15 protein-coding genes are annotated in these 14,038 nt (G+C 54.7%); 1 reads left to right on the top strand and 14 read right to left on the bottom strand.

Annotated features, from left to right (window positions below):
- Positions 1-2 precede the first annotated feature (2 nt).
- From clpP to OGM59_02840, 3 genes are all read right to left on the bottom strand, one after another.
- Positions 3-593 (bottom strand): ATP-dependent Clp endopeptidase proteolytic subunit ClpP, encoded by a 591-nt coding sequence (gene clpP / locus OGM59_02850; GenBank protein UYI91418.1) that lies wholly within the window; start codon positions 591-593, stop codon positions 3-5.
- A 93-nt stretch (positions 594-686) separates the two neighbouring features.
- On the bottom strand, positions 687-2,117 hold the full coding sequence (tig, locus tag OGM59_02845) for a trigger factor (protein ID UYI91417.1): 1,431 nt from the start codon (positions 2,115-2,117) through the stop codon (positions 687-689).
- A 102-nt stretch (positions 2,118-2,219) separates the two neighbouring features.
- Positions 2,220-2,906 carry a metallophosphoesterase gene (locus tag OGM59_02840; protein UYI91416.1) on the bottom strand — a complete coding sequence of 229 codons (687 nt, stop codon included), beginning with the start codon at positions 2,904-2,906 and terminating at the stop codon, positions 2,220-2,222.
- A gap of 66 nt (positions 2,907-2,972) precedes the next feature.
- Here OGM59_02840 and OGM59_02835 point away from each other — a divergent pair, with 66 nt between their 5' ends.
- A complete protein-coding gene (locus OGM59_02835; GenBank protein ID UYI91415.1) occupies positions 2,973-3,140 on the top strand; it encodes a DUF1540 domain-containing protein in 168 nt (55 codons plus the stop codon).
- A 64-nt stretch (positions 3,141-3,204) separates the two neighbouring features.
- Here the strand turns inward: OGM59_02835 and thrC are convergent, their stop codons facing one another.
- The 11 genes from thrC to OGM59_02780 form a co-directional block, all read right to left on the bottom strand.
- On the bottom strand, positions 3,205-4,701 hold the full coding sequence (gene thrC, locus OGM59_02830; GenBank protein UYI91414.1) for a threonine synthase: 1,497 nt from the start codon (positions 4,699-4,701) through the stop codon (positions 3,205-3,207).
- A 53-nt stretch (positions 4,702-4,754) separates the two neighbouring features.
- A complete protein-coding gene (locus tag OGM59_02825) occupies positions 4,755-5,117 on the bottom strand; it encodes a YraN family protein (protein UYI91413.1) in 363 nt (120 codons plus the stop codon).
- On the bottom strand, positions 5,114-5,719 hold the full coding sequence (locus OGM59_02820) for a ribonuclease HII (GenBank protein ID UYI91412.1): 606 nt from the start codon (positions 5,717-5,719) through the stop codon (positions 5,114-5,116). The genes OGM59_02825 and OGM59_02820 overlap by 4 nt, the downstream gene beginning before the upstream one ends.
- The gene (gene ylqF / locus OGM59_02815; GenBank protein ID UYI91411.1) at positions 5,716-6,582 is read right to left on the bottom strand and encodes a ribosome biogenesis GTPase YlqF; all 867 of its coding nucleotides are present in this window, start codon (positions 6,580-6,582) and stop codon (positions 5,716-5,718) included. Before ylqF ends, OGM59_02820 begins: the two co-directional genes overlap by 4 nt.
- A 107-nt stretch (positions 6,583-6,689) precedes the next feature.
- A complete protein-coding gene (gene rplS / locus OGM59_02810) occupies positions 6,690-7,067 on the bottom strand; it encodes a 50S ribosomal protein L19 (protein UYI91410.1) in 378 nt (125 codons plus the stop codon).
- A 164-nt stretch (positions 7,068-7,231) separates the two neighbouring features.
- On the bottom strand, positions 7,232-7,912 hold the full coding sequence (locus tag OGM59_02805) for a TIGR03936 family radical SAM-associated protein (GenBank protein UYI91409.1): 681 nt from the start codon (positions 7,910-7,912) through the stop codon (positions 7,232-7,234).
- The gene (locus OGM59_02800; GenBank protein ID UYI91408.1) at positions 7,869-9,740 is read right to left on the bottom strand and encodes a TIGR03960 family B12-binding radical SAM protein; all 1,872 of its coding nucleotides are present in this window, start codon (positions 9,738-9,740) and stop codon (positions 7,869-7,871) included. Before OGM59_02800 ends, OGM59_02805 begins: the two co-directional genes overlap by 44 nt.
- Positions 9,737-10,258, bottom strand: a complete 522-nt coding sequence (locus OGM59_02795; protein ID UYI91407.1) for a hypothetical protein — start codon at positions 10,256-10,258, stop codon at positions 9,737-9,739. Before OGM59_02795 ends, OGM59_02800 begins: the two co-directional genes overlap by 4 nt.
- 58 nt (positions 10,259-10,316) lie before the next feature.
- On the bottom strand, positions 10,317-10,727 hold the full coding sequence (ruvX, locus tag OGM59_02790; GenBank protein UYI91406.1) for a Holliday junction resolvase RuvX: 411 nt from the start codon (positions 10,725-10,727) through the stop codon (positions 10,317-10,319).
- Between the two features lie 74 nt (positions 10,728-10,801).
- On the bottom strand, positions 10,802-11,488 hold the full coding sequence (locus tag OGM59_02785; GenBank protein UYI91405.1) for a histidine phosphatase family protein: 687 nt from the start codon (positions 11,486-11,488) through the stop codon (positions 10,802-10,804).
- Complete coding sequence (locus OGM59_02780; GenBank protein ID UYI91404.1) at positions 11,485-13,977, bottom strand: transglycosylase domain-containing protein; 2,493 nt, start codon at positions 13,975-13,977, stop codon at positions 11,485-11,487. Before OGM59_02780 ends, OGM59_02785 begins: the two co-directional genes overlap by 4 nt.
- Positions 13,978-14,038: the final 61 nt, after the last annotated feature.

Below are 14,038 nucleotides of genomic sequence, written 5' to 3'. Positions count from 1 at the left end.
TGTTATCTCTTGTCGATCACCTTATCCACCAGGCCGTACGCCAGCGCTTCCTGTGCGGTCATGCTGTTATCTCGGTCTGTGTCCTGCACAATCTGCTCATAGCTCTTGCCGGTATTCTTGGCAAGAATTTCATTGAGTCGTTCCTTGGTGCGCACCAAGTTCTTGGCAGCCAATTCAATATCTGTCGCCTGACCGGTCAGGCCATTGCCGCCGATCAAGGGCTGGTGAATGAGTATTTCACTGTTGGGCAGTGCAATGCGCTTGCCCTTGGCGCCGCTGGAAAGCAAGAACGCACCCATGCTGGCGGCCATACCCACACAGATGGTGGACACATCGCACTTGATATAATTCATCGTGTCGTAAATCGCCAGACCGGCAGTTACGGAGCCGCCGGGGCTGTTGATATACAGGCTGATGTCTTTCTCACTGTCCTGGCTCTCCAAAAACAGCAGCTGGGCCACCACCAAAGAAGCGGTGGTGTCGTTCACCTGGTCAGAGAGCACAATAATACGGTCACTGAGCAGCCGGGAATAAATATCCATGGAGCGCTCGCCGGCGCCGGTCTGCTCTACAACATAAGGGACTAAAGCCATAAAATCACTTTCCTTAAACTCAGTTTATGCGGAAACACGGTCTGTTATAATATAGACCGTGTTTTGCTTATTCATTCAAAGGCATGCGCCGAATTACTCGGCGTCCTCCTCTTTCTTGGCGGTTTTCTTGGCAGCGGGCTTCTTAGCGGCAGTCTTTTTGGCAGCGGGCTTCTTCTCTGCCTTTTTGTCGTCTGCCTTCTTGGCAGTGGACTTCTTGGCGGCCTTCTTTTCCGCTTTCTTCGCTACCAACTTGGCGCTGTCCACGATCAGATCCAGTGCCTTCTTGGTGGTTACATCGGCAGCGATCTGGTCAGCCGGTACAGCCTTCTTGATCTGCTCCGCTTCCATACCATACTGCTGGGCCAGCTTGTCGATCTCGGCGTTGATCTCGTCCTCTGTGGCTTCCAGCTTCTCAGCAGCCACGATGGCTTCCAGTACCAAAGAAGCCTTAACCTGCTTCTCGGCGCCGTCCTTAAAGGTAGCGCGGAATGCGTCCATATCCTGACCCATGTACTGCAAGTAGGTCTGCAAGTCAATGCCCTGGGCCTGCAAGCGGTAAGCATAGTCGTTGATCATCTCGTCGGCGCGCTTGGTGAACATCACTTCCGGGATCTCGGCTTCCATACCGTCGATGGCCTGCTCCAGCAGCTGGTTCTCCAGATCGCGACGGGCTTCCTCCGCCTTTTTCTCGCTAAGCTGCTTCTTCAGGTCGGCTTTCAACTCGTCCAGAGTGTCAAACTCGGACACGTCCTTGGCAAACTCGTCGTCCAGTGCCGGTACTTCCTTGGTCTTGATCTCGTGGATCTTCACCTTAAACACAGCGTCTTTACCGGCCAGATTCTCTGCCTGGTACTCCTCCGGGAAAGTTACATTCACATCAAATGCTTCCTCGGTCTTGTGACCGGCTACCTGCTCCTCAAAGCCGGGGATAAAGGAACCGGAGCCCAGCTCCAGGGGATAGTTCTCGCCTTTGCCGCCGTCAAATGCAACGCCGTCCACAAAGCCCTCAAAGTCGATCTCTGCAGTGTCGCCCATCTCGGCAGCACGGTCCTCAACAGTCACCAGTCGGCTGTTTCTGTCCAGCATGTTGGTCAGCTCGTTGGCCACATCCTCATCGTCTGCCTCTGTGGGCAGCTGCACAGCCTCCAGGCCTTTATACTGGCCCAGCTTGACCTCCGGGTACACAGTGACCTTCATGGTCATATCCACGCCCTCGGACTTGCTGATGGTCTTAACATCCAGCTCGGCGGGAGAGTCCACCGTACGCAGACCGGCCTCCTCAATGGCAGCCGTAACAACTGCGGGATACACGATCTCCAGTGCGTCCTCATAGAAGAAGCCCTCACCGTAGAGCTTTTCGATCATACCCTGGGTAGCCTTGCCCTTTCTGAAGCCGGGCAGTTGGATAGATTTTCTGCGCTTCAAATATGCGTCCTTGCAAGCCTGAGTAAATTCCTCAGGGGCAACGGTAACCTCGATTTCATAAACATTGGTGTCCACTTTATTGGATGATTTCAGTGCCATTGCTTTGACCTCCTCAAAATTTATCTAATATCACCGATTTGGCATTATAACATATCTATTTCTTAATTTCAAGCAAGTATTTATATTATTTGGCTTTTCTGCTCATTTGCAGATAAATAAGGGGGTAAACGCCAGATGATCGGCAGAGATCAGGCGAAAATCAATGCCTTGATACTCCCCCTCAAAAGCAAACCGAGCGGCTGCGCCGTGCAAATGGCCGTAGTAGCACTTTTGCACGCCGTACTGCTGCAACAATTCTACGATCGGGGCGCAGGCATTCCCGGTGGTCACCGGCGGATAATGAAGAAAAACGATCTTTTCTCTGTCCCCTGCCGCCTCCAACGACATACGAATACGCCCGACTTCCCTGGCCAGCACTTTCTCGTCCTGGGCCTCCGGTGTGTCCTCAAAGAACCAGCCCCGGCTGCCGCACAAAGCCACATCGCCGTAAGGGATCGCCTGATTATGCAAAATCTGTAAAGTATCAAAATGATTTTCCTGCAAATACAGATCCATTTTGCGCTTGGTGTTCCACCAATAGTCATGATTGCCCTTAAGCAAGATTTTTTGCCCGGGCAGATCATTCAAAAAGGCAAAATCTGCCGTACATTCCGAGAATTTCATGGCCCAGCTAATGTCCCCGGCGATCACCACCGTATCCTGCGGTTCCACCAAATGGCGCCAATTGGCCGCCAAGCGAGCGGTATAATCGCTCCAGCCGGGAAAGCTGTCCATGGGCTTGTCCGTGCCAAAGGACAAATGGGTATCAGCAATGGCATACAGCGCCATAAGGCACCTCTTTTCCGTATAAAATACCCGCACCTGCACAAACTATGCGGGAAGGGAGTGAAAAAAATGGACGAGATCAAAGGCATTTCCTGTGAAGTCAAGAACTGCAAGTACCACGATGGCTCCGACTGCTGCACCGCTGGTCATATTCAGGTGGGCACGCAAAACGCGAAGACCTCTACGGACACCGCGTGCGAGACCTTCCAGTGCTGCGACGGCTGTTCTTGTAAGTAAAAAGACGAAAAAGACGAAAAAGGCAGGGTATCATCTTAGGATATCCTGCCCTCTTTTTGTTCTGTTACAGGTTCAGCAGCTGAAAAACCATCTGGCTCATATTCTCCCGGTCACATACCTGGGTAAAGCGCACGGCCTTATCCTTTAATGCAGCCAAGGGCGCCGGTACGGCAGCGCCGGTGACCCGGTGCAGTTCCTCTACCATATCGAACTCATCCAGCTGCGGGGTTTTGCCCTCCAGCACGGCAGTGAGCACGCTCTTGGAGAACTTGTAAGGAGAGGCGGTGGAATCAATCACCGTAGGCAGATCGTCGCCGGTCTGGGCTACATAGTCCCGGTACACCTTTACAGCCACGGCGGTGTGGGTGTCGCACAGGTAATTCTGATCGGTATAAGTCTTGTGAATGGTATCCGCCACAGCGGCCTCATCACAGTAACCGGCGGCAAACTCATTTTGGATCTTTGCCATCACTTCCGGCTCTACCGTGTATTTTCCGTTCTCCGCCAGCTGGGTCATCCAGCCGCGCACGGCAGCGTCGCTCTCGCCGCTCATATGGTACAGCAGCCGCTCCAGATTGGAGCTAATGAGAATATCCATAGAGGGAGAAGTGGTGGCGTAAAAGTCCCGGTTCCGGTCATAAGTGCCGGTTTTCAGGAAATCAGTCAGTACATTGTTGGTATTGGACGCGCAAACCATGGTCTGAATTGGCAGGCCCATGTGCTTGGCATAATACCCGGCCAAAATGTTGCCGAAGTTGCCGGTGGGCACCACCACATTCATGGGCTCGCCTACTTGCAGCTGACCCATTTTGCACAGATCCGCATAAGCGGAGAAGTAATAGACAATCTGCGGCACCAGACGGCCCCAGTTAATCGAATTGGCAGAAGAGAACATCATATTCTTCTTTGCCAACTCCGCCTTGATTTCGTCATTGGTAAAGATAGACTTAACGGCGCTCTGGGCGTCGTCAAAATTGCCGTGAATGGCGCAGACTGCCACATTCTCACCCTCCTGGGTGGTCATTTGCAGCTTCTGCATGGGAGACACGCCGTCCACCGGGTAAAACACCAGAATCTTGGTCTTGTCAACATCCTTAAAGCCCTCTAACGCCGCCTTGCCGGTATCGCCGGAGGTGGCCACCAGGATCACAATGGTCTTGCCCTCAGCGGTCTTTTTGGCAGATACGGTCATCAGATACGGCAGCAGCTGAAGCGCCATATCCTTAAAGGCACAGGTGGGACCGTGCCACAGCTCTAAGATATTCTCCTTGCCGCCGATATTCACCGTGGGTGCCACGGCGGGGCTGGAAAACTTATCTGCCCGGTAAGCACCCTCTACGCAGTAATTCAGCTCCTCGTCGGAAAAGTCCGTCAGGAAGGTGCGCAGCACGGTCTTGGCCCGGTCAATGTAGGACATCTCCATCATTTCCCGTACCGTGTCCATAGAAAAATGCGGCAGTTCCACCGGCACAAACAGGCCGCCCTCCTCGCTGATTCCCTGGGCAATGGCCTGGGCAGCGGTTACACGGATCTTGTTGTTTCTTGTTGAAGTATATAGCATACACGCTCTCCTATTCGTTGGGGGTTGTGATTTCGTTTTTCTTGCAGAATATTTTATACCAATGCAAAGGCATTTTCAAGGTGTTTTACGGATTTTGTGCCGTCCTTTTGTAAAAACACTTCAATTACATCAAATCTGGGCTGCTTTTTCGTTGGATTTTGGGCCAAAAACAGCTTGGCGGTTTGAATGATCCGCTCCTGCTTGTATTGGTCCACGAATTCCGCCGGGTCGGCAATGGCGCCCTGACTGCGGGTTTTGACCTCCACAAACACCAAATACCGCCCCTTGGTACATATCAGGTCGATCTCGCCAAAACGGCAGCGGTAGTTCACATCATACAGCTTATAGCCCTGCTTTTGCAAGTACCGGGCAGCCTCCAGCTCGCCGTACTTGCCGTAGTATTCCGGCCGGATCATCGGTTCATCCATTTCTTCAGGAACGACAGCCGGTGAATGGGGCTGATCCCGTACTGCTCCAGCCGTTCATAATGCAGCTTGGTGCCGTAGCCCTTGTGCTTTTCAAAAGCGTATTGCGGGTATTTCTCCGCCATTTGCAGCATATAGCGATCCCGGCTGACCTTAGCCAAAATAGACGCTGCCGCAATGCTGGCGCTTTGGGCGTCGCCCTTAATGATCGTGCGCACCTCCAAGGGCAAGTCAGGGGCACGGTTGCCGTCTACCAAAGCGCAGTCCGGCTGCACCGGCAGGGCGGCTACCGCCCGCTGCATGGCAAGGTAAGTGGCGTTGAGAATATTGATTTCATCAATTTCTTTTTCTGTGGCAGAGCCGATCCCATAGGCGGCGCACTGGCTGCAAATGGTGTCAAACAGGGCCTCCCGCTTTTTTTCGCTGAGCTTTTTGGAGTCGTTGACCCCCTCAATCACCTGCCCCGGGCGGAGCACCACCGCCGCCGCGTACACCGGACCTGCCAAAGGACCTCGCCCGGCTTCATCAATACCACAGATGCAGGTGTAGCCCTCTGCGCGGGCCTGATCTTCAAATGCTGTCCATTCCATCATTCCGGCAGTTCCAGGGTCATTCGCCCCAGCTTTCCTCCTCTAAATTCATCCGCCACAATCACTGCGGACCGGTTATAGTCGATCTCGCCGCCCCGCATTAAAAAGCCGCGCTTGCGGCCGATGGCTTCCAGTATTTCCCAGCCCTGCATATACTCGTCCACCTCAATGCCGTACCGCTGGATAATGGCCTGCGGTCTGGTGCGCCCCAGTACCTCCAGCAAACGGCAGGTCAAGGTCTCCAGGTCTGTTACTTCATCTTTTACAGAGCCGATAAACGCCAGCCGATCCCCTACTTCCGGATCGTCAAACTTTGGCCACAGCACGCCGGGGGTGTCCAGCAGCTCAATGCCGCCGCCCACAGCGAACCACTGATTTTGCCGGGTGACACCGGCCTTGTCGGCCACCTTGGCGCGGTTTTTACCGGCCATACGGTTGATAAAGGAGCTTTTGCCGGTGTTGGGAATACCCACCACCATCAGCCGCAGTGGCTTGCCGGCCATACCTCGCTGGGTATTCTTCTCAATGGTCTTTTTCAGCACCTGCTGCACCGTGGGCAAAAAGGCAGACAGTCCCTTGCCGCTGCGGCAATCCACTGCCAGGGCAGTTTTGCCCTGCGCCTCAAAGGCAGCAATCCAGCGCTTGGTGGCCGCCGGGTCTGCCACATCGCATTTATTCAGCAGCACGATCCGGGGCTTGCCCCGCACCAAGGTGTCTAACTCCGGGTTGGCGGAGCTATACGGCACGCGGGCGTCCAGCAGCTCCACCACCCCGTCCACCAGAGGCAGCATTTCCTTGATCTGGCGCCGAGTCTTTGCCATGTGGCCCGGGAACCACTGTACCTTTTGTTTTTGAAAATCAGCCATTGTCTTTACCTATCCTTACTTACTGCCCCCAGTTTACCATACACCGCGGAAAAAGGCAAATAAAAAAGCTCCTGTCACCAAGGTAACAGAAGCATTTTTTATGTGTCTTACTCAGCGTCGGCAGTCTTTGCAGCGTTATCTCTCTGCAAGTTCTCCTTCACCTTAGCAGCCTTACCCACACGGTCACGCAGGTAATACAGCTTTGCGCGACGAACCTTACCGGAGCGGATCACCTGCACGCTCTCCACATTGGGAGAATGCAGCGGGAATACACGCTCAATACCTACGCCGTAAGAAAGGCGACGTACGGTAAAGGTCTTGCTGATACCGGAACCTTTAATCGCAATCACAGTACCCTCAAACATCTGGATACGCTCACGAGAACCCTCGCGGATCTTTACGGCGACCTTAACGGTATCACCGATCTGGAATTTAGGTGTTTCTTCTTTCATGCTGCCCTGAGCAATCAAATCAAGTGCGTTCATCAATAACAACCTCCTTCTTATTTATGAGGTGTTCTTAACAGAGATCTGCCAGAGGACCACCCTCGTTATGCCTGTAACGCAGAGCATTTCGCTCGTTGCAAGAAGCGCAACGGAATAAATGCGTTAGTATATTAGCACACTCGGTGCAAAAAAGCAAGTGTTTTTTACTGAAAGGGCCGATAATCTTTATCCAGCAAGTCCAGTCGGTAGATTCGCTTCCATTCCCATGGCAGTTCCACCAAGCGCAGCAGCGTGTCGCACAGCAGCGTAGGATTCAGATTTTTCTCCTGCCCGGCGGCCAAACGCAGGTGCAGCACCACTCCCTGCGGGGTCAGCTCCACACTGTACCGGTCAATGAAGGTCTTAATATCCACTTCCTTCATCACCCGCTTGCGACCCACCTTGCCCTTCTTCAGCGCCAGAATCTGCGGCGCGTCCAATACGGCCTGTAGCTTCTCCGCCCCGGCGGCATTATCGTCAAAAGCCAAGGTAAAGTCATAATCGGAAAAGGCAATCTCCGTACAGTCCCAAAAGTCGCAAAACACATCTTCAATTTGAATATCCGGCGGTAGGGCAGCGTTCATACGCCGCTGCACCTCCAGAGGCTCCATGGGCTCTATCAATCGAATATCCATACTCTCGCAGGCACTCTCCACCCCCAAGGACAAAGGCAGCGAAAAGCGCATATAAGCGTGGGGGTTATACCCTTCGGTGAACCACAAGGGAATCCCCGCCCGGCGCAAGGCTCTGGACATGACCCGATTCACATCCAGGTGACCAATGTACTTGGCCCGCCCGGTTTTACTGAACCGCAGTCGTATCTCGTGCCACTTCTGGTCTTGCATCGCAATGTCCTCCGTTGAGTTTGTTGGCACCGCACCCGGCACAGCGGATCCGGCAATGGGGCGTGGTCACATTTTGGTGCGCCCGCTTGTTCTCCAGTTCCAGGAACTTGCGAGACACGCCGTAATCCAAATGATCCCAGGGCAGCAGCTCCTCAAAGGGGCGCCGCCGCTTGGTATAGAAGTCCGGATCCAGCCCGCATTCTTCAAAAGCCTGCATCCAGGCGTCAAAGTTGAAGTGATCGTCCCAAGAATCGAACTTGCAGCCCAGTTCAAAAGCCCGCAGCAGCACCTTGGACAGCCGCCGATCTCCCCGCGCCAGCACGCCCTCTAAAAGCGATGTGGGCGTTTCATGGTAGGACACGCGGATTTTGCGGCTGGGCACACTCTCCAACAAGTGGGCCTGCTTGGCCTTTAAGGAGGTCATGGTGTCCTCCGGCTCCCACTGGAAGGGCGTAAAGGGCTTGGGAATAAAGGACGCGCAGGACACGGACACGCTGACGGCGCAGCCTTTCTTGTGCTCCGGCGTGTTATAGTAGGCGTCTACCACCTTGCCCGCCAGCTGAGCGATACCGGCAATATCCTCCATGGTTTCCGTGGGCAGCCCCATCATAAAGTACAGCTTAACGGAAGTCCAGCCGCCGGCAAAGGCCTTGGTACAGGTGCGCAGCACTTCTTCTTCCGTCACATTCTTGTTGATTACATCCCGCATACGTTGAGTGCCTGCCTCCGGGGCAAAGGTCAGCCCGCTGCGGCGCACTTTGGACAGCTTGTCCACCAGCTCGTCGCTAAAGTTATCCACCCGCAGGCTGGGCAGGGACAAATTGATCTTGTCCCGCACGGTCCAGTCAATCAGGGAGGTGAGCATTTCGTTGACGCAGCTGTGGTCGGAGGTGGACAGAGAGCACAGGGACAGCTCATCATACCCGGTAGAGTCAATCAGCGCCTTGGACTGACGGTTAATGGTCTCTACACTCTTCTCCCGAATGGGGCGATAGATAAACCCGGCCTGGCAAAAGCGGCAGCCGCGAATACAGCCCCGAAAAATTTCTTCCACCGCCCGGTCGTGGACAATATCAATAAACGGCACCACAAAGCTGTCCGGGTAATAGCACTTGTTCATATCGGACACAATGGACTTCTTCACCGTTGCCGGTGCTCCGTGGGTGGGGGTCAGGGCACACAGGGTGCCGTCCGGGTTGTAGCTGTCCTCATAAAAAGACGGCACATAAATGCCCTGAATGTGCATAGCTGCTTCCAAAAACTCTTGCTTACTCTTGCCGCTCTCTTTACATTCTTTCAGCAGATCCAGCACCGTATTGGTGGTCTCTTCCCCCTCGCCTAGGAAGATGATGTCCGCAAACTCCGCCATCGGCTCCGGGTTGCAGGCGCAGGGACCGCCAAAGGCCACAATGGGGGTCAGCGACTTTCGATCCTCGGCACGCAAGGGCACCCCCGCCAGATCCAGCATATTCAGAATATTGGTATAAGACAGCTCGTACTGCATGGTAAAGCCGATCATATCAAAGTTCTTGATCGGGTCGCCGCTTTCCAGGGCAAACAACGGTTCGCCGTGGGCGCGCATCAGCGCCTCCATATCGTCCGCCGGGGCAAACACCCGCTCGCACCAAGTGTCCTCCCGCGCGTTGGCGACGCCGTAAAGGATTTTCATTCCCAGGTGGCTCATACCGATCTCATAAGTATCCGGAAAACAAAAGGCATAGCGCAGCGCCACTTTACTTTTATCTTTCATTACGCTGTTCAGTTCGCCACCGGCATAGCGCGCCGGTTTTTGCACCGATTGCAGCAGTTTTTCAATCTCTTTTCTCATACAGACCTCAAATTTGATAGCATTAAATACAGGCTGATTCCCAGGAGCGACACCCCGCCGCCCCGGTACAGCACATAGCCGCCCAGCCCGGTAAGCGCCGCCAGCGCCAGCGCGCTAAGCACGGCAGCCAGCCGTCGTGGCAGCCAAAGCGCCGCCAGCCGTCCCCCATCCAGCGGAAAAATGGGCAGCATATTCAGAAGAAACAACGCTCCGTTGGCCGGGTTCCGCAGCAGCACCCACAAAATCAGATTCACCGCCGGGCCGCCAAAAAGCACCGCCGTCTCTCGCCGCCGATCCGGCACCCGGTCATACCGCAGCGCCATACCGTAAAAGGACAAGCGCAGCTGCCTGGGCTGCAGTCCCAGGGCGCAAAGCGCCGTCAAGTGCCCGCACTCGTGGAGCACGGAGAACAGCAGCACCTGCCACAGCAATTCGTTCTGTGCCCAGGCGGCAAAAGTCAATATCCAAAAAAACGAATAATCCAGCCGCAACCGTGTGCGGCCCACCGTCCATTCCAAAAGCACCACCGCTACATCTATACGCAGCGCCGGTGCTCTCTATCCGCTAAGGCGCGGTTTAGCGGTGACTGTCCAAATAAGACTGCAAGATCACGCTGGCAGACACAGCGTCCACCTGCTTCTTGCTTTTTTTGCCATGCACATTGCCCGCAGACAGCAGGTCATAGGCCAGCACCGTAGTCAGGCGCTCGTCCTGGTACACCACCGGAAGTCCGGTAAGCTCCGATAGCGAATCGCCCAAGCGGCGGCAGGCGTCACACCGGTAGCCATAGCTGCCATCCATATTCCGGGGCAGCCCCACAACGATCTGCTCTGCTTTCTCTGCCTTGGCAAGAGCCGCCAGTTTCTCGGCCAGCTTCGGCGCGTAGCGCTCCTCCACCGTGTCATAGGCGGTGGCCAGCATCTCCCGCACATCGCAAAAGGCCACGCCGGTGCGCACATCGCCGTAGTCCACAGCCATCATTCGCATAGCGGTTCTCCTTCCTGTAAAAAAGAGCGAAAGGATCCATACCTTGTTGATCGCTTTCGCTCCGTTCGTGTTTATTATCTTCCAAAAGGGTCGTGCCGGTACTCCGGCCGCCACCAGTCCTGCTTACCCAAGGTAGCGCAGTCCGCCGGTAAATGAGAAGCGTCATTCTCCAGCAGCAAGCGAGGTGTGCCGCTTTCACCTACTTCTAAAACGGACACGCAGGTGTTTTCACCCCAGTTCACATCGTTCAGCCGCTCAATGGGCCAACCGTGTGCCCAGCACAGCAGATTGCGAATGGCACAGCCGTGGGAGGCCAGCAATACGGTCTTGCCCGGATGGCGGGCGGCAAGCAGCAGCACCGCGTCTCGCATACGGTCAAACACCTGTTGCATAGACTCCCCTTTTTCTATGGCAAAGGCATGGGGTTCGTCATTCCACAAGGCACTCTCCCTGGGGTAGCATTTAGGAAAGTCCGAAAAGGGCAGACCCTCAAATGCCCCGCCGTTGATCTCGATCAGGCTGTTCAGTATGTGGATCGGTAGCCTATGCGCCCGGTTGCAGGCCTGGGCAGTCTTCACGCTGCGGCGCAAGGGGCTGGAATAAATCACATCAAAGCGCTCCCCTGCCATACGCGCAGCCAACAGATCCAGCTGGCGGGCACCATTCTCGGTAATGTCGCCGTCCGTGATACCGTTAAATACCCGGCGGATATTCCCCTGTGCCTCGCAGTGGCGCACAACGATAAAGCGGGTGGTGCTCATTCGCCGTCGCCCTCATTGGCCTTGGTGGGCTTTGGCTCTGCCGGTGCAGAGGTCTGCGGCTTCTGGGCTGCGGTGGTCTCGCCGCCGGCGGCTGTGGTATTCTCGCCGTCTGCCGCAGTGGTGGTCTTGCCGGAACGGCCGGAATTGCCGTAGCTGCCGGAGCCGCTGCTCCCGCCGGTGGAATAGCCGTGGCCGCCGGAGCAGTTGCCGGGCAGGTTGTTCACATCGTACCAGCCGTACACGCCGGTGCCGCTGCGCAACTTGCCACAGGAGGGGCAATAGGAACGCTTTACGATGCCTTCCGGCTCCTCAAACTTGGTTTTATACTGATCGCTGTCCAGCTTGTCATACACGGCGGACATCACCGTCTTCCACAAAGTACCGGAGGGGTTACCGGACAAGCCGTAGTAGATCTCCTTGGGCTGGTCATAGCCGTACCATACCCCGGCCACAAAGTCCGGCGTGCCGCCCATAAACCAGCGGTCCTTATCGTCCGTAGTGGTACCGGTCTTGCCGAAGCACTGAATACCGGACAACTTGTAAGAAGTACCGGTGCCGGCGGTCATAACCGTTTGTAGCAACTTGTTCATCACCCAGGCGGTATTCTCAGACAGTGCGGACTCTTTGGTCTTTTCCGGCTGCTTTTGCAATACCACATTGCCCTGCACATCCTCGATCTTCGTGTAGCAGTACGGCTCGTAGTAGTAGCCGCCATTGCCAAAAGTGGCGTAGGCCGCGGTCATCTCCAGCACGGTTACACCGTTGGTCACACCGCCGGTAGCCATAGGTGCGTAGTCGCAGTCCTTCACGCTGTCCAGCGTGCTGATGTGGAACCGATTGCTGATAAAGTCCAGAGAGTAATCCACCGCGCCGGCGTCACTGATCATATCCAGTGTGCGGGCGGAGATGGTGTTTTTAGACTGAGCAAGACCGTACTGCAAGGTAACGGTGCTGCCGCTGTAACCGCCGCCCTGGTTGGTGGGCCAGGGTTTGCCGTCCACCACCTTCAGCGGGGCGTCTTTGATCATGGTGGACCAATAAATATTAGTGTTTTCGTCCTGCAAGCTCTTTTCGAGCGCCGGTCCGTACACGGACAAAGGCTTAATGGTAGAACCGGGCTGTCGCTTGGACATGGTGGCACGGTTCAGTCCCAAATTGACTTTCTTCTTTCCGGTGCCGCCCACCAAGCCTAAAACGCGGCCGTTATAGTCCATTACTACCATCGCACCCTGGACAGTCTCGTCCGGCATGCGTTTGTAGTTCTCGTACACATTTTCCAGTGCTTTCTGCACATCAAAATCAATGGCAGTGTAGATCTTCAGTCCGCCGCCGTAGACCATATTCTTGGCTTTCTTGTAAGTGTAGCCGTTCTTTTGCAGGTCCTCAATCACGGAGGTAATCACATGATCCACATAATAGCTGTTGACGGTCTGGGTCTTTTTGGTGCTCTTGGCTTTGACCTTAGAGCCTTTATATTCTTTGCTGTTGGTAAATACCAGCTTATAACTCTTGGCACTCTCGTACTCGTCTTTAGAAATGGAGCCCTCTTTATACATGGCCTCCAGGAAGTACTCCTGCCGTTTCTTATTGGCCTTAGGGTCATTCAAGGGATCATAGGTGGACGGCGCCTTGGTAATGGCTGCCAGACTGGCACACTCTGCTGCATTCAGATCCTTAATGTCCTTGCCAAAGTACTTCTCTGCGGCGGTCTTTACACCGTAGCAGCCATTGGACAGGTACACAGTGTTCAGGTACGCCTCAATGATCTCGTCTTTGCTGTAATTGCGCTCCAGGTTCAGCGCCTGCAAGATCTCGTTAAACTTACGGATAAAGGTCACCTGGTTTTCGTCCGTTAAGTTCTTGATCAACTGCTGGGTAATGGTGGAACCGCCCTGACCGAAGTTGGTGGGCTTGACAAACACGCCGATGGTACGCACCCAGTCCACACCATGGTGCTCATAAAAGCGCTTGTCCTCACCGGCCACAAATGCCTTGGGCATATAGGGGCTCATATCGTCCATGTCCACCCAAATGCGGTTTTCTTCCCCATGCAGGCGGGTGATCTCCACAGTCTTGCCGTTCTTGTCTGTTCCATAGATGAAAGAGGTCATATTTTGGCTGTACTTCTGCTCGGTCAGGTCAAAGACCTTGTCGCCATGAACCACGCTGTAACCGTAAATAAACAGCACGGAGCAGCACACAATGCCCACCACGCAAATGACCATCAGGCAACCCAGCAGCACCTTGCCTAACTTGCGGGCAGGGGTACTCTCTTTGGGTGGCTTGCTTGCCTTCTTGCGCTTTTTGGCAGCCAGGCGGTTCTCCATCTGCTGCTCTTTCTTATGCCGCGCCGCACGGTCCGCCGCTGCATTCCTCTGTACAGGCGCCTGCTGCGCCTGCTTTTCTACCGCGTGCCGGTCCTCGTCATAAGCCTTAGACGAGTTGTTCATAAACGAACGCAGCAGATCGTCATAATCTTTATTCGCCACGCACATACCTCCTAAGTCGTTCGTATGTATGGGTGATCGGGTCGGACAGACCCATTTTATA

Source organism: Oscillospiraceae bacterium, assembly GCA_025757685.1.
Lineage (GTDB): Bacteria > Bacillota > Clostridia > Oscillospirales > Acutalibacteraceae > CAG-217.
The sequence above is the reverse complement of the archived record's forward strand: the minus strand, read 5'-3'. Positions and strand labels throughout refer to the sequence as shown.